The organism is Bacillus sp. SH7-1 (genome assembly GCF_008042405.1).
Lineage (GTDB): Bacteria > Bacillota > Bacilli > Bacillales > Bacillaceae_G > Bacillus_A > Bacillus_A thuringiensis_N.
In genome coordinates, this window is the sequence record NZ_QNUD01000002.1 from 83957 (window position 1) to 103092 (window position 19136).

The following is a 19136-nucleotide window of genomic DNA, read 5'->3' on the forward strand; positions in this document are numbered from 1 at the left end:
TTTTTAACATGATAAACTAAAAATCCTTCATGATAGGGAGGATTCAAGTTAAATATTCAGAAAATTTAGTACAATCCCACTAAGAAATAGTATTGGGGGGATTGTATGTGAGAACATTGAAGTCGATTTTACTTTGGGGAGTTATTGCAGCAGTAGGAGCGGGTGCTTTTGGTGTAATAGCTTTATCACAAGGTGAAACTATTAATGCCGTATGGCTCTTAGTAGCTGCGGTATGTGTGTATGCAGTTGCTTATCGCTTTTATAGTAGATTTATAGCGAGAAAGGTATTCGGTTTAGATAATAATCGGCAAACGCCAGCCCATACATTAAATGATGGAAAAGATTATGTTCCGACAAATAAGTGGGTATTATTTGGGCATCATTTTGCAGCAATTGCTGGGGCTGGGCCTTTAGTAGGACCAATTTTGGCGGCACAAATGGGATATTTACCAGGGACAATATGGATTATTGTTGGGGTAGTTGTCGCTGGAGCTGTGCAAGATTTTGTAATTTTATTTGCTTCGATGAGACGTAATGGTAAATCTTTAGGAGAAATGATTAAAGATGAGATTGGTCCTGTTACAGGACTTATTGCAATGATCGGTATTTTAGGCATTATGATTATTTTATTAGCGGTATTAGCATTAGTAGTAGTAAAGGCGCTTGTCGGAAGCCCTTGGGGAATGTTTACAATAGCAGCAACGATTCCTATCGCTATTTTAATGGGAGTGTATATGCGCTACATTAGGCCTGGACGGGTTGGTGAAGGGTCAGCAATCGGAATTATCCTACTTATACTGTCTCTTATTGGAGGGCAGTATGTAGCGGAAAATCCAGCGCTTGCAAGCATGTTCACATTTAGCGGCGAAACAATTGCTATTATGCTTATTGTATATGGATTTATCGCATCGGCATTACCAGTTTGGATGCTTTTAGCACCACGTGATTATTTAAGCACATTTTTAAAAGTCGGAACAATTGTAGGATTAGCAATCGGTATTTTAATTGTAGCACCAGAGCTACAGATGCCAGCGGTTTCGAAATTTATTGATGGAACTGGTCCTGTGTTCTCTGGAAACTTATTCCCGTTCTTATTTATTACTATTGCTTGTGGTGCAGTGTCTGGATTCCATGCTCTCGTTTCATCAGGTACGACGCCGAAGATGATTGAGCAAGAGGGACACGCACAGCCAATTGGTTATGGAGCAATGTTAATGGAGTCATTTGTAGCGGCGATGGCGATGATTGCAGCTTGTGTATTAACACCGGGAACTTATTTTGCAATTAATAGTCCCGCAGCACTTATCGGTACAGATGTCTCACAGGCAGCTCAAGTTATTTCCTCATGGGGATTTGCTATTACACCAAATGAACTAAAAGATCTCGCTGTAAACGTTGGAGAGCAAACGATTTTATCACGTACAGGTGGTGCGCCAACGTTAGCGATAGGTATGGCATATATTTTCTCACAAGTAATAGGTGGAACGACCATGATGGCATTTTGGTATCATTTTGCGATTCTCTTTGAAGCGCTATTCATTTTAACAACGATTGATGCTGGAACGCGTGTAGGCCGATTTATGATTCAAGATATTTTAGGGAATGTATATAAGCCATTTGGGAAAACGGATTCTACATTAGCAAATGTAATAGCTACAACGTTATGTGTATTAGGATGGGGTTATTTCTTATATCAAGGGGTAGTTGATCCGCTTGGTGGAATTAACACATTATGGCCACTTTTCGGTATTGCGAACCAAATGTTAGCGGGTATTGCATTATTACTTGGAACGACGATTTTGTTCAAAATGGGGAAAAAGGCATATGTTTGGGTGACGCTTATTCCAACTGTCGGATTGCTTATTGTAACGATGACGGCGGGTTATCAAAAGCTATTTCATGAAAACCCTAAAATAGGATTTTTATCCCACGCAAAGGTGTTCCAAGGAGCATTAGATGAGGGGAAAGTGTTAGCGCCAGCTAAAAATGTCGCTCAAATGAAGCAAATTATTTTCAATGATTATATTGATGCGGCACTTTGCGGGATTTTTATGATAGTTGTAATCGCTGTATTAATTTCTGCAATTCGAATTTGGATTCAAGTATTAAGAAATAAGCCGATGCCGCTAAAAGAGGCACCATATATCCCTAGAGATGAAAGTGAGTCGAGGAACTATGCTTAAAAGACTATGGCAAGTATGGGGACAAAGGAAACACTTTATTAGTTTACTTGTTGGAGTACCAAGCTATGAAACGTATGTAGAGCACATGAAAAAGCATCATCCAGAAGAAGAAGTTGTATGTCAAAAACAGTTTTTTGCAGAAGCACAAGAAGCTAGATTTAATGCAAAGGGTGGCAAGATATCGCGCTGTTGTTAGTGAAAAGGACGAATTTTCGTCCTTTTTTATTTTTTGCTGTTCCACGTGAAACAGCAAAAAATAAATAAAAATCTTTGGGAATTATAGGAACTTCGTATACAATAAAATAAGGAAAGGGATAGATAGAAAAGTAGGGAGATTATTTTATGTTAAGGGATTTATTTGTAAACACAACAATTATTCTTTCCTTTATTTTTATTGGAGGTCAGTTTTTAAGGGACAGGCCGTTAAAAGAAGAGTTCTCTTTTTGGCAGAAATGTGTAGTAGGTATTCTTACCGGAATATTAAGTGCACTGTTGATGCATTTTGGTGTACATATTGAGGATATTATGTTAGATCTACGCTATTTAGCTGTTATTTTGGCAATTACAATTGGAGGTCCAATAGCTAGTAGTATAACAGTTACTATTATTTTAATTACTCGATTGTTTTTCACTGATTACTCTTTAGCCTCTGAATTGGCTTGTTATACTATTGTATTGATAGGCGTTGGAATTATTTTTATTTGGCGGATGAAAGCTTCTATATTTACAAGGTGGATCTGGTTTAATGTATATAGTTTATCTATTTTAGCAGTGCCACTTTCTATTTTATTTAAGGATAGATCTATAGTAGCATTATATTTAGTTTGTAGTAGTATAGCGGCATATATCACGTTTATAAGTGCAAATTATGTTTTACAATCCAATGAGTTATTTCAAACGATGAAGCAATATGCAACGATAGATGCATTAACAGGTTTAGGAAACGTAAGACAGTTTGACTTAGAGATGAATCGTCATATTAGTAATAAGCGTATGGAAAATGATTCATTTTGTTTACTACTTATAGATATTGATCATTTTAAGTATGTAAATGATACGTATGGGCATCCTGCAGGAGATGAAGTATTAAAACAAATAGGGCGTATTTTACGAGAAGTTTCAACGTTTCCAGATTTGGCCTTCCGAAAGGGTGGAGAGGAGTTCGCGCTTCTGATACCGAAGAAGGGATTAAACTACGGAATGCGTATGGGGGAACAAGTTCGCACAGCTGTGGAGAAACATTCATTCCAATTGTTAAATGGAACAAAAATAAAAATTACAGTTTCAGTAGGAATTTCAGTATATGAACAGTCACCAGAGCAATTTATTCAAGCTGCTGATGACGCGTTATATTACTCCAAAAGAAATGGTAGAAATCAGGTCAGTTCTGCATCTTAAAGGTAAGATGACCGGAAGAGCTTATAAAAAACAAAACACCCACAGAGAGGAATATATGATCTCTGTGGGTGTTTTCATTTAGTTAGACAAGTTCTTTTGATACAACGAATTTACGATATGCACCGTGATGTGTTGGGCCTACGTATTCGTTGATCTTGAATGAATAACGAATAGCAGCTGTGATAAATTCTTTAGCAGTTTTTACCGCTTCTTTCACAGGTTTTCCTTTTGCAAGTTCTGCTGTAATTGCAGCAGAATATGTGCAACCTGCGCCGTGTGTATTTGTTGTATCAATTTTTTCTGATTCTAAAAGATCAAATGTTTCTCCATCATATAGGACGTCGATTGCAGTTTCCGTACCAAGCTTGCTGCCGCCTTTAATTAGGACATATTTCGCACCTAAAGCGTGGATTTTTTTCGCTGCTTCTTTCATGTCTTCAAGAGAATTAATTTTCACACCACTTAATTGGTAAGCTTCAAATAAGTTTGGTGTTACAACTAATGCCTTTGGAACAAGAACGTCACGTAAGCAATCATTCGTTTCAGGATGTAATGCCTCATCAGCACCTTTACATACCATAACAGGGTCAACTACTACATTTTTGAAATTATGTTTTTCGATTGTTTCTGCAACCATTTCAATAATTTCTACTGATCCAAGCATACCTGTTTTTAAAGCATCTACTCCAACACCCTCAATTGTCGTTTCTAACTGTGGTTTTAATGTAGAAGCTGGGATTGGGAATACGTTATGTGCCCAACCGTTATGTGGATCCATCGTTACGATTGTCGTAAGAGATGTCATTCCGTATACACCAAGTTCTTGGAATGTTTTTAAATCAGCTTGTATACCAGCACCGCCACTTGTGTCAGAACCAGCGATAGTAAGTGCTTTATTTAATGTCATTATGAAAGCCCCCTCAGGTGATATAATGAAAACTATGTTTTCACCATTATATCAATGTTATGAATAAGTACAAAGTGAAAAGTAGATGATTTATTTGAGGAGCTATTTAAAATCTTGTATGTAGGAGACGAATTATGTTTCAAGAGAATCGTACAAATGAATTAGTTATATTAAAAGAAATTGCAGAAACACTAAATACATCAAATGATATGTACCATGTACTGCAAGCAGTGCTAGAAAAATTGCTCAGTGTAACGGGTCTAACGACGGGCTGGATTTTTCTTGCGGATGAAAATGGGAAATATACGAAGTTGATCGATTATCAGTTACCAGAGGCACTTACATATGAAAATAAACGTCCGATGTGTGAAGGTGAGTGTTGGTGTTTACGTGGCTTTGTGGATGGAAAATTAGAGCGAGCGGTTAATATTATTGAATGTAAAAGAATTAATAATGCAATTGAATATAATTGGGGAGATACAGAAGGAATCCTTCACCATGCTACGGTTCCTTTAAAGGCTGGAGGAGAGAAATTTGGTGTTTTAAATGTAGCTAGCCCAGGTAAAACACATTTTTCGGAAGAAGAATTAGTATTGCTCCAATCAGTTGCTTTCCAAATCGGGACGGCCTTAAAACGAACAAAATTATATGAAAATGAAAAGCGAAGAGCACATTATTATGTGAAATTGGAGCGGTTTATTCAAGCTTTAAAAACGATTCATAAGTTTAATATATTACCTGAAAAAGTGGTAAATCACGTAGGTGAAGTATTTCAGTGGAATCAAGTGGCGTTTTTTATTAGGGAAGAAATAGAGTTATCTTTGCGAGCTTCTTATGGTCAGGAAGGGTTACAAGAGGATGTAAAAGAAGCGGCAAAGAAGGCGTTAGAGCAAGGTGAGCTAGCTCTATTAAAACATCTAAATGGAGTTGTTATTGCTGCACCAATACATATCCAAAATCATATATTTGGTGTTTTATGTGTTAGTTTAAATAATGGGGAATTTGATGTTAATACAATAGATGTAATTCAAGCATTATCGAATCACGTTTCATTAATAATAGAGAATTTAAGATTAAACGAACAGCGCCGTGAACTCGTACGAATGGAAGAAAGAAACCGATTAGCGAGGGATTTACATGATTCTGTTTCGCAAAAATTATTTTCATTAACCTTTATGACAAAAGGGGCTGAAGCTGTTTTAAAAGGTCAAAATGAAAAGGTTGATCAATCTTTGCATGAGATGCGTGAACTAGCGCAAGGGGCTTTAAAGGAAATGAGAACATTAATTTGGCAGCTTCGTCCGGCAGGTTTAGAAAAAGGCTTATTACCAGCTTTAAAGCAGTACGGTGAAAACTTGGGATTGAAAATTCGTGAACAAGTTACAGGTGTTCGTGATTTGCCACGTGTAGTAGAGGAAGCGCTATGGAGAATTGGACAAGAAGCTTTAAATAACGTAAGTAAACATGCGAATGTCAGAGAAGCAACGATTTATTTCAAAGTGACGGAGAAGAATGTATCATTAGAAATAGTCGATCAAGGAAAAGGCTTTGTAGAAAAGGATATAAAAGAGAAGAAATCACTCGGCATGACTACGATGCGCGAAAGAGTAGAATTAATTGGTGGAACAATTAAAATTGTAAGTGATAAGAAAAGAACCAGTATAAAAGTAGACGTACCATTATGATGTGAAAATGAGGGAAGTTTGTGAAAATAAAAGTATTGTTAGTTGATGATCATACAGTTGTTTTAAAAGGATTAGCATTTTTCTTAAGTACGCAAGAAGATTTAGCGTTAGTTGGAGAAGCGAATAATGGGAAAGAAGCATTAGTGAAAGTAGGGGAGACAAATCCTGATGTTGTACTAATGGATTTATATATGCCCGAAATGGATGGTGTTGAGGCAACGGCGTGTATCAAACAAGAATATCCGGATGTGAAAGTAATAGTATTAACTAGCTTTTCTGACCAGGCACATGTTTTACCAGCATTAAGGGCGGGAGCAAGCGGCTATATTTTAAAAGATGTAGAACCAGACCAACTTGTTGAAGCTATTCGAAGCGCATATAAAGGTAATATTCAATTACATCCAGATATAGCAACTGCTCTTCTCTCTCAAACATTACCTGTGGAAGAAAAGGAAGAAGAACCTTCTATTCAAGTGGATGTGCTAACAGCAAGAGAAAATGAAGTGTTGCAGCTATTAGCAAAAGGGATGAGTAATAAAGAAATCGCTTCGTTTTTAGTTATTACAGAAAAAACAGTAAAAGCTCATGTAAGTAGTATTTTGAGTAAATTACATTTATCCGATCGCACGCAAGCGGCGTTATATGCAGTGAAAAATGGAATTGTATAAGACAAAAGTCGTAAGACCTAGTTCGCCTTTGGAAGGTGGACTTTTTTTATGGAAAAATACGTCTATGTGAGGACGAAATTATCTTGATATAAAGATAAAATATGTTTTGTAAGCAACAAACAACAATTACAAGGGATACCTTTTTTGAAAGCATATAACAACAGAAGAGCTAGTATTAGGAGGAAAATATAATGACAACAGTTTTATTCGTAAAAGCAAACAACCGTCCCGCGGAACAAGCAGTTAGTGTGAAATTATATGAGGCATTTTTAGCAAATTACAAAGAAGCGCATCCAAATGATACAGTAGTAGAACTTGATTTATATAAAGAAGAATTACCATACGTAGGCGTAGACATGATTAATGGTACGTTCAAAGCAGGTAAAGGATTTGATTTAACAGAAGAAGAAGCAAAAGCAGTAGCAGTTGCTGATAAGTACTTAAATCAATTCCTAGAAGCTGATAAAGTTGTTTTCGGTTTCCCATTATGGAACTTAACGATTCCAGCGGTACTACACACATATATTGATTATTTAAACCGAGCTGGTAAAACGTTTAAATATACGCCAGAAGGTCCAGTTGGTCTAATTGGAGATAAGAAGATTGCATTGTTAAACGCGCGCGGCGGTGTATATTCTGAAGGTCCAGCAGCTGAAGTAGAAATGGCTGTTAAATATGTAGCAAGCATGATGGGCTTCTTCGGTGCAACAAAAATGGAAACAGTAGTTATTGAAGGACATAACCAATTCCCAGATAAGGCAGAAGAGATCATTACAGCGGGTCTTGAAGAAGCAGCTAAAGTAGCAAGCAAATTTTAATTGAAAATAGAATCGTCACTCGAAAAAAGTAGCATTAACGCCTATATGTTAATGCTACTTTTTTACATTTTAAGTTCGTCAGCCAATTTTTCCAATGGAATTCGATCTTGTATGTAATAAGTTCTTCCGTCTTTTTTTAAGTAATTATGCTGGCAAAACTGGTTTAATACATATAAAAGATGACGGTAGCTGACATTTAAGTATTCCGAAGCCTCAGTATGTTTTTCTGTATAACTGTTATTTTGTTCTGTTAATAGAATAAATGCTGCTAATCGATTTTCGAACGGATAACTATTGTTTTTGGCGTGACTTTCTGTTCGGGTAATTGTTTTTTCACCGATAAATTTGCATAGTTTTTGTAGAAAGGTAGCATCTTGCAATAAAAGATGCTGACAATCTTTAAGAGGAAGTGCCAAGCACATGCATTCTTCAATCACTTCCACCGTTTTCGTGACGGATTCTACACCAATCAACCCTAATTCTCCGATAAACGAAGGTGCCTGAATAAAGTTAATTAAGGAGACTTTCCCGTTTTTGTGACTCATATATATTTTCGCTTTCCCGGAAATTAAGTAATAAAGATAAGGGAAATTAGCCCCTTCATTACATATCCTTTCTTTCTTTTGAAAGGAATGTAGTTCAGCGTACGGTAAGACATCAAAAGAAAAAAGAGTATGGAAGTTGTAAGTTTGCATGTAATGAGAGATTTCTTCGCTATTTTTGCTGACTTTCATATTTTCACCTCATGTTTAGTATGAGATATCTCCTATTATTTTTACAAGAAAGAATGGTACGATTTATGTGAATTTGTTTTTGTAGAAAAGAGAGTGTGAGGGGACTATGAAAAAATATAAAACACTATTATTTGATGTAGATGATACATTGTTAGATTTTCAAAAGGCTGAGAAGATAGCGTTACGTATGCTTTTTGAGGAGAAAGGAATTCCTCTAACTAGCGAAGTTGAAGCACAGTATAAAAAAGTTAATAAAGGTCTTTGGGATGATTTTGAAGAAGGTAAAATAAATCGTGATGAAGTAGTAAATACAAGATTTTCGGTTTTATTTAAAGAATATGGACAAGAAGTAGATGGAATATTATTCGAAAATAATTATCGCAGTTACTTAGAAGAAGGGAATCAACTCATACAAGGCGCGTTTGAATTTATAAATCAAATTCAAAGGGAGTATGATTTATATATAGTGACAAACGGTGTTTCTAAGACGCAAGATAAACGTTTGCGTAATGCAGGATTACATTCGCTATTTAAAGATATTTTTGTTTCTGAAGATACGGGTTATCAAAAGCCAATGAAAGAGTATTTTGATTATGTTTTTGAACGAATTCCTAATTTTTCCCTTGAAGAAGGGCTCATTATTGGGGATTCGTTAAGCGCTGATATTAAAGGTGGATATGTAGCAGGAATTGATACTTGTTGGTTTAATCCAGAAAAGAAATCAAATAATAGTGAGATTGTGCCGACATATGAAGTGCAAAATTTTGAAGAGTTACACGCACTATTGAAGCAGCATGTGTAATGAAAATAGGCAGTGGAACTTTTGTCCCTACTGCCTATTTGTATTAGCTTGTAGTTTCGTTGTTTTTAGGAAGTGGAAATGCATTACCAATCGCTGCCGCTCCAAGCATAGGTAATAGTAAGTTGAGCGGGAAAAACATGAGTAATAGTAGTGTTATAGCAATTGGTTTTCTTAATGCATAGCTTGAAATTGCTGTTGTGACAATGGCTACCGAAGCGATTGGATCTATAGGGATAATAGAAGCTATAGCATATCCGATACTAGATCCAGCGAATATAATTGGGAAAATATGTCCGCCACGCCAACCTGTATTTAAACAAACAGCAGTAATACATAATTTTAAAACCCCTGAAAGAAGTAGTACCCAGAAGGATAAATGGCTCCATTCAACGACTAAATCTTTTAATTGATGTTCTCCGGAGAATAATGTGTATGGGAGAAAAGTTCCTGTAATCCCTAATAAAACACCACCGATAATTCCAAGGATAAGTTTGTATTCCCTAAAAGGATGAATGAATTTCTCTAATGTGAATTCTAATTTAAAATAAAAGAATCCAACTATAGCACCAATACTAGCAAGTGGTAGAAAGGCAATCCATTCATTAAGAGAAAGGGAACCTTCTCCAAAATCAACGATAAAGGATCCACGATTATCAAATTTACTAAGCAATAAATAAATGGAAAAACCAGCGAAAGTAGTAGCTAAATATACAATTGCTTTTTTTCCTTTAGAAAATTCATTAATTTGTTCACCCTCATTTTCATTTGGAGCTAAATAACCGAATAATGGCGCGTTAAAAATTACACTTAAAGTAGCACCAATTCCAACCTCCGTTAGTTCATTCATTCCTTTTAAGGCGAATGTAAAGCGATCCCCTACCCATGTACAAAGTCCACCGATAATTCCAACAAGTGCTGCTTCGGGACCTAAGCTAGCCCCAAATATTAAAACGATAATCGCAGTTAAAGTAGCTTTATGTACAAAACGGTATTCAATTCTACCTGTTTTTTTATATTCACCCATTACTTCCGGCATAAGACGTGGATATGTGCCGAAGTATTTTTGGGTTAAGCCAACGAGAATACCACCGATAGTTGTTATACAAATGGTGTAATACGGGGGAGAAGATAAGATAGTAGGTAAGTATCCCCAAATAAAGTGAATGCCGATATTTATTGTAACTAAAAATAACCAGACTGTTGCTCCTACTATAGAGCCTAAAATAATGCCGTATAGGACGAGTATAAAGTGCATGTCCTTTGTGTGTGTCATGTTTTACCTCCGTTATGTAAGTTTTAATGTTGAAAGAATTAAATATAATACTGTGAAATGAATATGTATAGTATCTTTTTGAGAGGTTGGCTTATTCAATATATTGAGGTCTTGTGAGAATTTGAAATGTATACAGTTAAACTACTTATTTCATTCTATATAGTAATTATGGGTTTTAAAAGGTCTTTTTCAAATGAATATGGAATATATTTCTTTTGTTATGCATGTCAAATTCTTTGTATTTAATTTAGAACATTCAGAAAAACTAATTGACATTAGGAAATTATTGCTATAAAATCAACGGTAATTGCATAGTCTTATCAAGAAAAGGTGGAGGGACAGGCCCGACGAAACCTTGGCAACAGCCGTATAACGGAATTGTGCCAAATCCTGCAGGTAATATCCTGAAAGATAAGAAAGAGCCTTTAGAGCGTGTTTTCAAACTGCTCCTTTCTTGTTTTCAGGAAAGGGGCAGTTTTTTATTTTGTATAAGAAGAAAGGAGAATGAGAGATGGGAGAATCATGGGGAAAAGGAACAATTTGTGTGCAAGGTGGCTATACGCCAAAGAATGGTGAACCGCGTGTTTTACCGCTTTATCAAAGTACAACGTATAAATATGATACTTCGGATGATTTAGCAGCACTATTTAATTTAGAGGCAGAAGGATATATCTATACGCGTATTGGCAATCCTACTTTAGCAGCATTTGAGCAGAAGTTATCAGATTTAGAAGGTGGTGTAGGAGCTGTTGCAACGGCCTCTGGGCAGGCTGCTATTATGCTCGCCGTTTTAAATATTTGTAGTAGTGGAGACCATTTGCTTTGTTCTTCCACAGTTTATGGCGGGACGTTTAATTTATTTGGAGTGAGTTTGCGTAAGCTTGGTATTGATGTTACGTTCTTTAATCCAAATTTAACAGCTGATGAAATTGTGGCCCTTGCTAATGATAAGACGAAACTCGTTTATGCAGAATCGCTAGGAAATCCAGCAATGAACGTTTTAAATTTCAAAGAATTTTCAGATGCAGCCAAAGAGTTAGAAGTACCTTTTATTGTGGATAATACATTAGCGACTCCTTATTTATGCCAAGCATTTGAACATGGAGCAAATATTATCGTTCATTCTACGACGAAATATATTGATGGTCATGCAAGTTCTTTAGGTGGCATTGTCATTGACGGAGGGAACTTCGATTGGACAAATGGGAAATATCCTGAACTTGTTGAACCGGATCCAAGTTATCACGGCGTAAGTTACGTTCAAAATTTTGGTGCAGCAGCTTATATTGTGAAGGCACGTGTTCAATTATTAAGAGACTACGGAAATTGTATGAGCCCATTCAATGCGTATATTAGCAATATCGGCTTAGAAACATTGCATTTACGAATGGAGCGTCATAGTGAAAATGCTCTCGCAGTTGCTAAGTGGCTTGTTGATCATGAACGTATTGAATGGGTGAATTATCCGGGATTAGATAGTAATGAAAATTACTCGTTAGCACAAAAGTATTTGAAGAAAGGTGCTAGTGGTGTTTTAACATTCGGCATTAAGGGGGGATTAGAAGCAGCGAAAGAATTTATCGCAAATGTAAAACTAGCAACTCTCGTAACGCATGTAGCTGATGCACGAACTTGCGTTATACATCCTGCTAGTACAACGCATAGACAATTAAGTGCTGAAAATCAGCGTTTAGCGGGTGTCACATCAGATTTAATTCGTTTATCAGTTGGTATAGAAGATGTCTCTGATATTATTGCAGATTTAGAAGCAGCGCTAGTCGGAGGCAAACAACATGCCAATCATAATTGATAAAGATTTACCAGCTCGCAAAGTGTTACAGGAGGAAAATATTTTTGTAATGACAAAAGAGCGAGCAGAAACACAAGATATCCGGGCATTGAAAATTGCCATATTAAATTTAATGCCTACAAAGCAAGAAACAGAAGCGCAATTACTTCGTTTAATTGGCAATACACCATTGCAATTAGATGTTCATTTACTTCATATGGAATCGCATTTGTCTCGTAATGTAGCACAGGAACATTTAACAAGTTTCTATAAAACATTCCGTGATATTGAGAATGAGAGATTTGATGGACTCATTATTACAGGAGCACCAGTTGAAACCCTTTCTTTTGAAGAGGTAGATTATTGGGAAGAGCTTGGGCGTATTATGGAGTATTCAAAAACGAATGTAACATCTACGCTTCATATTTGCTGGGGGGCACAGGCTGGTTTGTATCATCATTATGGCGTTCCCAAATATCCTCTGAAGGAAAAAATGTTTGGTGTATTTGAACATGAGGTCCTTGAACAACATGTGAAATTGTTACAAGGCTTTGATGAGTTGTTTTTTGCTCCGCACTCTCGTCATACAGAAGTACGAGAGAGTGATATTAGAGAGGTGGAACAATTAACATTATTAGCAAACTCTGAAGAAGCGGGTGTTCATCTTGTTATCGGGCAAGAAGGCAGGCAAGTTTTCGCACTCGGTCATAGCGAATATAGTTGTGATACGTTAAAAGAAGAATACGAACGAGATCGTCAAAAAGGGTTAAATATTGATGTGCCAAAAAATTATTTTAAGCATAATAATCCAAATGAGAAACCGCTTGTTAGGTGGAGGAGCCATGGGAATCTATTATTCTCTAATTGGTTGAATTATTACGTGTATCAAGAAACCCCTTATGTATTATAAAAAAAGATTGTGTAACACGTGGTAACGTTTTCTTTGTAAAGATTAACCTTTATTTTTCCGAATGTTCAAAAAACATTGTTTTTCAGATTTTTTGCTCATATAATTTCATCTAAACACAATTTTTGAGGGGTGGACAGTATTATGAAAGAAATTCAAGTTGGTTTATTAGGTCTTGGGACAGTTGGTAGCGGTGTAGTTCGTATCATAACAGATCATCAAGAGCGGCTTATACATCAAGTAGGTTGCCCTGTGAAAGTAACGAAAGTACTAGTACAAAATATTGAAAAAGAGAGAGAAGTAGAGGTACCTTCTACTCTATTAACACAAGATGCAAATGAAATTTTAGATAATCCAAATATTGACGTTGTCATCGAAGTGATGGGCGGTATTGATGATGCAAAAGCATATATTTTGCAAGCTTTACAAAGTGGGAAGCATGTTGTGACTGCCAATAAGGATTTAATGGCGTTGCATGGGGCGGAACTATTAGCGGTAGCAAAAGATAATAAAGCAGATTTGTTTTATGAAGCAAGTGTAGCCGGAGGGATTCCGATTTTACGAAGCATCGTAGAAGGACTTTCTTCAGATCTTATTACGAAAGTAATGGGAATTGTAAATGGAACGACAAATTTTATTTTGACGAAAATGTCAGATGAAGGGAGAGCATATAACGACGTGTTAAAAGAAGCCCAACAACTTGGATTTGCAGAAGCAGATCCAACATCAGATGTAGAAGGTTTAGATGCAGCAAGAAAAATGACGATTTTGGCTACCCTTGGTTTCTCTACAAATGTAGAGCTTGGAGATGTGAAGGTAAAAGGGATTACTTCTATTACAGAAGAAGATATTGAATACAGTAAGAGTTTAGGATACACGATTAAATTAATCGGTCTTGCGAAGCGAGATGGTGAAAAATTAGAGGTTACAGTTGAACCGACACTACTTCCAAATACACATCCTCTTGCGGCCGTACAAAACGAATATAACGCTGTATATGTGTATGGTGAAGCAGTCGGAGAAACGATGTTTTATGGACCCGGTGCAGGAAGTTTACCGACAGCAACAGCTGTTGTTTCCGATTTAGTAGCTGTAATGCAAAATATTAGATTAGGTGTAAATGGAAATAGCGCGGTATCCCCGCAGTATAAAAAGGTATTAAAAGAGCCAGACGAAATTGTTGTGAAGAAATTTTTAAGACTTCATGTAAAAGATGAAATTGGTGTATTTGCAAAAATTACTTCATTATTCTCTGAGCGTGGTGTTAGCTTTGAAAAGATTATTCAAATGCCACTTGAAGAGAAAGGAAAAGCTGAAATTGTAATTGTAACGCATCGTGCGTCGCTTGCTGATTATGATTATATTCTACATACGTTGCAAGGGTATGAAGAAATAGATTGTGTGAAAGCAAACTATCGAATTGAAGGGGATGCTAAGTAGTATCTCGACTAATAAAAAATCTATTAAGCGGCTTGCTTAATAGGTTTTTTTCTATTTAAAATCTGCGTACCAACTTGAATAAATGCTTGTATAATCCAGCCTGTTGTAAAAGATAAGATGATAGTTCCAAAATAGATAGGTCCATTTAATAAAAAGCTTAATGTTAAAAATAAAAATGCTAATGAAATTTCTGTTCTTCTAAATGTCCATTTCTTTTTCTCAGCAACCGTTAAAACGAAAGCCTCTTGAGGTGCTGCGCAAAGGTTTGTAGAGACATAAAGACCAATCCCAGCTCCGACGAATAGATTTCCGCAAATAAGTGTTATATATTTTGGAAGAGAGCGGATAGCGTCCATAATAGTTGTAATGGAACCAATCCAATCAACAAAAAGAGAAATAAGAACCATCGTTACGATTGTACCAATTGTAATTTGTTTTTTATTCCAAAAGAGAACGATAAGGGTAAAAGCAAAGTTAATCATGAAAATCCAAAAACCGATACTTATCCCGAAATTTTGATATAGTGCAATAAAGAAGGAATCATAAGGGCTAAGTCCAAATGAAGTAATTGTCGTCATCATATTAATACCGATGGCGAGAATGAGTAGACCGCCAATGAAAAATATATATTCTAATTTGAATCGAAGCATAGTTGTATATCCTTTCAAAATGTATTTGCTAGGAAAGGATATATTGTGGAAAGCTTACCAGGTCAAGGGAGAATTTTTGCGAGAAGGGGAAAATGAGATGACGAATATAAGAAAGATTGCTGAACTTGCTGGAGTATCTGTTTCAACTGTTTCACGTGTACTAAATAATCATCCGTACGTAAATGAACAGAAACGAAAAGAAATTTTAGCGATTATAGAAGAATTAAATTACACGCAAAACGTGAATGCAATTCATTTAGTGAAAGGAAAAACGAATGTAATTGGCGTTTTATTGCCACACGTAAATGATCAATATTATAGTGCTATTATCGAGGGAATATCAAAAGAAACAGCAAAGAATAATTATAATATGATGCTTTGCCAGACAAATTATAGCGAAGAAAGAGAACTAGAAATTTTAAATATGTTAAAAATGAAAAAGCTTGATGGGGTTATTATTTGTTCTCGGACAAATAGTAAGGAGAAGCTTGAAGAATATACGAAATTCGGCCCGATTGTTATGTGTGAAGAAATAGATTCGAAGTGTATTTCAAGTGTCCATATCGATTACTACAAAGTATTTTCACGTGGGATGAAAAGCTTAATAGATGCCGGTCATACACGTATTGGATATTGTATTGGAAGAAGTAATAGCGTTAATAGCCAAAGACGAAAGAAGGCGTACGAAGATTCGCTTCAACAGAGTATCGTAACACCGTTAGAGACCTGGAAATTTGAGGGGTGTTTTACAGTGGAAGATGGACGCGATGTAATTAGAGAATGGGCTCATATGTCAGTAAAACCGACGGCGTTCCTTGTATCTTGTAACCATATTGCAGCGGGGATGGTTACAGAAGCAAAAAAACAAGGAATTCGTATTCCAGAGGATATTACGATTATCGGGTGTGATGATCAAGAGGTGGCAGATATATTGGGTATAACGACGATTTCGCATTCTAGTAAAAACGTTGGAGTGAAAGCGTTTGAATTATTATATGAAAAGATTAATGAAGAGAAATTAGATGTGAAGCATATAGAGTTATTACCAGAGTTAGTAGATAGAGAAACGACATAATTGAGAAGGTGTGAAAATCGCTTTTCAAAATTGCGTTTGGTATAATTATGGACAATCTATGAGGGCTAAAAGGGGTTTTGATATGAGATCAAAAGTAGTAAAAGTAATTCTGCTCATTACAATTGCATCTTTCTGTTTATTTGCATATGGCTTTGTTTCAGGTGTGAATGATGTATTAAATCCGAAAGCTTCAAATTTAATTAAAAAGACCGATGTAGTGGCAAAAGAGAAAAAGAAAACGGGAATGTTACAAATCGTTAGTTTAGGTGATTCATTAACACGCGGTGTTGGTGATAAAGAAGGAATTGGCTATATTGGACGGATGAAAGAAGATTTACAAAAAGATTATAAGCAAAAGGTTGCCTTAACTAACTTAGCGGTTAGTGGTGCGAAAATGCCGGACTTATTAAAACAAATTGAGAGTAGTGGCGCTCAATATTCAATTAAGCAAGCAGATGTAATCGTTTTAACGATTGGAGGAAATGATTTATTTCCGGGCTGGGAATCGCTTGGAAAGATAGATTTAGAAACATACCGTCCTGATACAGAAACATTCCAAAATGAGGCGAAGAAAATTATAGAAGAAATTCGTAAGTTAAATACAGATAGCCCTATTTTTTGGCTAGGTTTATATAATCCTTTTGAAGATGTAGAAGATTTAAAAGGATCTTCAAACATTGTTGTAGACTGGAATACATCTTTAGAAAAGTTAGCGATAAATAATAAAAATGTGTATATTACACCGACATTTGATTTATTCCAAAACCGTGGGAAAGATTTATTATACTCCGATCATTTCCATCCGAATGAAGTAGGGTATACATATATGGCAGACCGATTAGTTCAAAATGTTGCGAGTAAATTAAAACTAGAACAAGGAGGGGTAAAATGACGACGATACTTTCCGTACGAGACGTGAAGAAGGTAATTGGAAAGAAGACAATTGTAGAGAATATTTCCTTCGATGTAAAACAAGGAGAAGTGTTTGGCTTCCTAGGACCGAATGGTGCCGGAAAAACGACTACCATTCGAATGTTAGTTGGATTGATTAAAGAAACAGAAGGTACGATTTCTATTGGTGGTTATTCTATTAAGGAAAATTTCAGAGAAGCGATGCGTCAAATTGGGAGTATCGTTGAAAACCCAGAACTGTATACATATTTAACGGGATGGGAAAATTTAAAACAATTTGCCCGTATGTTAGGTGATATATCAGATGAACGTATTATTGAAATTGCTGAAATGGTTCATTTAGATGAAAGAATTCATGACAAGGTAAAAACGTACTCACTTGGTATGAAACAACGCCTTGGAATTGCACAGGCGCTCCTTGGGAATCCCAAATTGCTCATATTAGATGAGCCAACGAATGGTTTAGATCCAGCAGGGATTAGAGAACTTAGGGAATTTATACATAAGCTTGTAAAAGAAGAAAATATGAGCGTGTTTATTTCAAGTCACTTGCTAAGTGAAGTGCAAATGATATGTGATCGCGTTGCTATTATTCATAAGGGAAAGATGATAACAGTTGCCAAGGTTGAAGAGTTAATTAAAACAGCAAGTGATCGTGTAGAATGGATTGTTACACCGATTTCTAAGGCGAAAGATATGCTAGAAGATGCTGAGGAAGTAAGAGAAGTGAGTATAGAAGGTGACCGATTACTATGCCGGATGGATATTGCATCTATAAGTAGTTGGAATAAATATTTTGTAGAAAATGGGATAGATGTACATAGCGTTAAGGAACTTGTATTTACGCTAGAAGATTTATTTATTGAACTCACAAGGGGTGAGCAGCATGCGTGAATTTGCGAATCTAGTTTTAAATGAATCCGAAAAAATTTACCGTAAGAAACGCATTTTTGTTGTCATGCTTATTTTAGCGATCTTAATTCCACTTTTTGTATATGCTCAGTATCGTGAAATAGAAACGACACAAAAAAGGCTCGGTACAACGGATTGGAAAGTTTCATTACAACAACAAATTGTTGATTCTCAAAACCGCTTAAACAACTCTAGATTACCAGAAGAATGGCGTGATTGGCTAAAGGTAAGAGTGGAGCAGCAACAATATTATTTAGATCATGATATTAACCCGATGGCACCAGGTGCACCAACTTTTGTAAGGGCGTTTATTGAGCAAGGAATTACATTGTTTATTCCGCTTCTCGTAATGATTGTCGCTATTGATATTGTTTCAGGAGAACGAAGTGATGGAACGATGAAGATGTTACTTACGCGGCCGATTCGGCGCTGGAAAATACTCCTTAGTAAGTACGTGACGATGTTATTTTTCATTTCACTCATACTGCTTCTTGTAGGTTTGTTTGCTTACGTATTATCAGGGCTTGTATTTGGATACTCGGGATGGAATTTACCTGTTTTAACAGGATTCGTCATTGATAAGGAAACGTTAAATACGAACTTTGTGCATCTTATTCCGCAGTGGCAATACATCTTAATGGCGTATGGACTAGCCTGGTTTGTTGCTATCGTTGTCGGAACTATATCATTTATGGTCTCTGTTTTAATTCGTAATACACCAGCTGGTATGGGCGTTATGTTAGCTGCATTAATTGCAGGCGGTATTTTAAGCTCATTCGCAACATCTTGGGAAGGCGCGAAATATATTTTTAGTGTGAATTTATCATTAACGGATTATTTATCAGGAAAATTACCTGCATTACAAGGTTTATCGATGGGATTTTCTTTGATGAATTTAACTGTTTGGGCAGTTGTTTCCCTTATTATTTCGTTCGTAGTATTTACAAAACAGGATATGGTGAATTAATTAGATAGGAAGTGAC

General features: G+C 36.1%; 18 protein-coding genes and 1 riboswitch. Of the genes, 14 read left to right on the forward strand and 4 right to left on the reverse strand.

Annotation, left to right across the window (positions count from 1 at the left end):
* The first annotated feature begins 107 nt into the window (after window positions 1-107).
* The 3 genes from cstA (at window position 108) to DN390_RS00625 (ending at window position 3581) form a co-directional block, all read left to right on the forward strand.
* The gene (gene cstA, locus DN390_RS00615; protein WP_147806362.1) at window positions 108-2183 is read left to right on the forward strand and encodes a carbon starvation protein CstA; all 2076 of its coding nucleotides are present in this window, start codon (window positions 108-110) and stop codon (window positions 2181-2183) included.
* The gene (locus DN390_RS00620; RefSeq protein ID WP_000919886.1) at window positions 2176-2379 is read left to right on the forward strand and encodes a YbdD/YjiX family protein; all 204 of its coding nucleotides are present in this window, start codon (window positions 2176-2178) and stop codon (window positions 2377-2379) included. Before cstA ends, DN390_RS00620 begins: the two co-directional genes overlap by 8 nt.
* Before the next feature lie 146 nt (window positions 2380-2525).
* On the forward strand, window positions 2526-3581 hold the full coding sequence (locus tag DN390_RS00625) for a GGDEF domain-containing protein (protein ID WP_147806363.1): 1056 nt from the start codon (window positions 2526-2528) through the stop codon (window positions 3579-3581).
* A gap of 82 nt (window positions 3582-3663) precedes the next feature.
* Here DN390_RS00625 and pdxK read toward each other — a convergent pair whose 3' ends face one another.
* Window positions 3664-4488: a pyridoxine/pyridoxal/pyridoxamine kinase gene (gene pdxK, locus DN390_RS00630; RefSeq protein WP_000174252.1), complete on the reverse strand. Its 825-nt coding sequence runs from the start codon at window positions 4486-4488 to the stop codon at window positions 3664-3666.
* 134 nt (window positions 4489-4622) lie between these two features.
* Here pdxK and DN390_RS00635 point away from each other — a divergent pair, with 134 nt between their 5' ends.
* The 3 genes from DN390_RS00635 (at window position 4623) to DN390_RS00645 (ending at window position 7659) form a co-directional block, all read left to right on the forward strand.
* Complete coding sequence (locus tag DN390_RS00635) at window positions 4623-6173, forward strand: GAF domain-containing sensor histidine kinase (RefSeq protein ID WP_060633021.1); 1551 nt, start codon at window positions 4623-4625, stop codon at window positions 6171-6173.
* 20 nt (window positions 6174-6193) lie between these two features.
* Window positions 6194-6841 carry a response regulator gene (locus DN390_RS00640; RefSeq protein WP_147806364.1) on the forward strand — a complete coding sequence of 216 codons (648 nt, stop codon included), beginning with the start codon at window positions 6194-6196 and terminating at the stop codon, window positions 6839-6841.
* 191 nt (window positions 6842-7032) lie between these two features.
* Window positions 7033-7659, forward strand: coding sequence for an FMN-dependent NADH-azoreductase (locus DN390_RS00645; RefSeq protein ID WP_097951361.1), 627 nt, complete (start codon window positions 7033-7035; stop codon window positions 7657-7659).
* A gap of 62 nt (window positions 7660-7721) precedes the next feature.
* Here the strand turns inward: DN390_RS00645 and DN390_RS00650 are convergent, their stop codons facing one another.
* Window positions 7722-8393 carry a transcriptional regulator YeiL gene (locus DN390_RS00650; protein ID WP_147806365.1) on the reverse strand — a complete coding sequence of 224 codons (672 nt, stop codon included), beginning with the start codon at window positions 8391-8393 and terminating at the stop codon, window positions 7722-7724.
* A gap of 106 nt (window positions 8394-8499) precedes the next feature.
* On the opposite strand from DN390_RS00650, the gene DN390_RS00655 reads away from it, so the two are divergent.
* Complete coding sequence (locus DN390_RS00655; protein WP_060633018.1) at window positions 8500-9195, forward strand: YjjG family noncanonical pyrimidine nucleotidase; 696 nt, start codon at window positions 8500-8502, stop codon at window positions 9193-9195.
* A gap of 43 nt (window positions 9196-9238) precedes the next feature.
* On the opposite strand, the gene DN390_RS00660 is transcribed toward DN390_RS00655, so the two are convergent.
* Entirely contained in the window at window positions 9239-10468 is a 1230-nt protein-coding gene (locus DN390_RS00660) for a chloride channel protein (protein ID WP_147806366.1), read from the reverse strand.
* A gap of 314 nt (window positions 10469-10782) precedes the next feature.
* Window positions 10783-10886, forward strand: a riboswitch (SAM riboswitch).
* Between the two features lie 93 nt (window positions 10887-10979).
* Here DN390_RS00660 and DN390_RS00665 point away from each other — a divergent pair.
* The 3 genes from DN390_RS00665 (at window position 10980) to DN390_RS00675 (ending at window position 14604) form a co-directional block, all read left to right on the forward strand.
* Window positions 10980-12278 carry a bifunctional O-acetylhomoserine aminocarboxypropyltransferase/cysteine synthase gene (locus DN390_RS00665; RefSeq protein WP_147806367.1) on the forward strand — a complete coding sequence of 433 codons (1299 nt, stop codon included), beginning with the start codon at window positions 10980-10982 and terminating at the stop codon, window positions 12276-12278.
* Entirely contained in the window at window positions 12262-13167 is a 906-nt protein-coding gene (metA, locus tag DN390_RS00670) for a homoserine O-acetyltransferase MetA (protein ID WP_097951365.1), read from the forward strand. The genes DN390_RS00665 and metA overlap by 17 nt, the downstream gene beginning before the upstream one ends.
* A gap of 141 nt (window positions 13168-13308) precedes the next feature.
* Entirely contained in the window at window positions 13309-14604 is a 1296-nt protein-coding gene (locus DN390_RS00675; protein WP_076541301.1) for a homoserine dehydrogenase, read from the forward strand.
* Window positions 14605-14627: 23 nt separating this feature from the next.
* On the opposite strand, the gene DN390_RS00680 is transcribed toward DN390_RS00675, so the two are convergent.
* Entirely contained in the window at window positions 14628-15254 is a 627-nt protein-coding gene (locus DN390_RS00680; protein WP_060633014.1) for a YczE/YyaS/YitT family protein, read from the reverse strand.
* A gap of 97 nt (window positions 15255-15351) precedes the next feature.
* Here DN390_RS00680 and DN390_RS00685 point away from each other — a divergent pair, with 97 nt between their 5' ends.
* From DN390_RS00685 to DN390_RS00700, 4 genes are read left to right on the forward strand one after another with little or no spacing between them, the layout of a single operon-like run.
* Window positions 15352-16329, forward strand: coding sequence for a LacI family DNA-binding transcriptional regulator (locus DN390_RS00685; protein ID WP_147806368.1), 978 nt, complete (start codon window positions 15352-15354; stop codon window positions 16327-16329).
* Window positions 16330-16339: 10 nt separating this feature from the next.
* Window positions 16340-17221, forward strand: coding sequence for an SGNH/GDSL hydrolase family protein (locus tag DN390_RS00690; RefSeq protein ID WP_147806369.1), 882 nt, complete (start codon window positions 16340-16342; stop codon window positions 17219-17221).
* Entirely contained in the window at window positions 17218-18135 is a 918-nt protein-coding gene (locus DN390_RS00695) for an ABC transporter ATP-binding protein (protein WP_147806370.1), read from the forward strand. Before DN390_RS00690 ends, DN390_RS00695 begins: the two co-directional genes overlap by 4 nt.
* Window positions 18128-19120 (forward strand): ABC transporter permease subunit, encoded by a 993-nt coding sequence (locus DN390_RS00700; protein WP_001206484.1) that lies wholly within the window; start codon window positions 18128-18130, stop codon window positions 19118-19120. Before DN390_RS00695 ends, DN390_RS00700 begins: the two co-directional genes overlap by 8 nt.
* The last annotated feature ends 16 nt before the right edge of the window (window positions 19121-19136 follow it).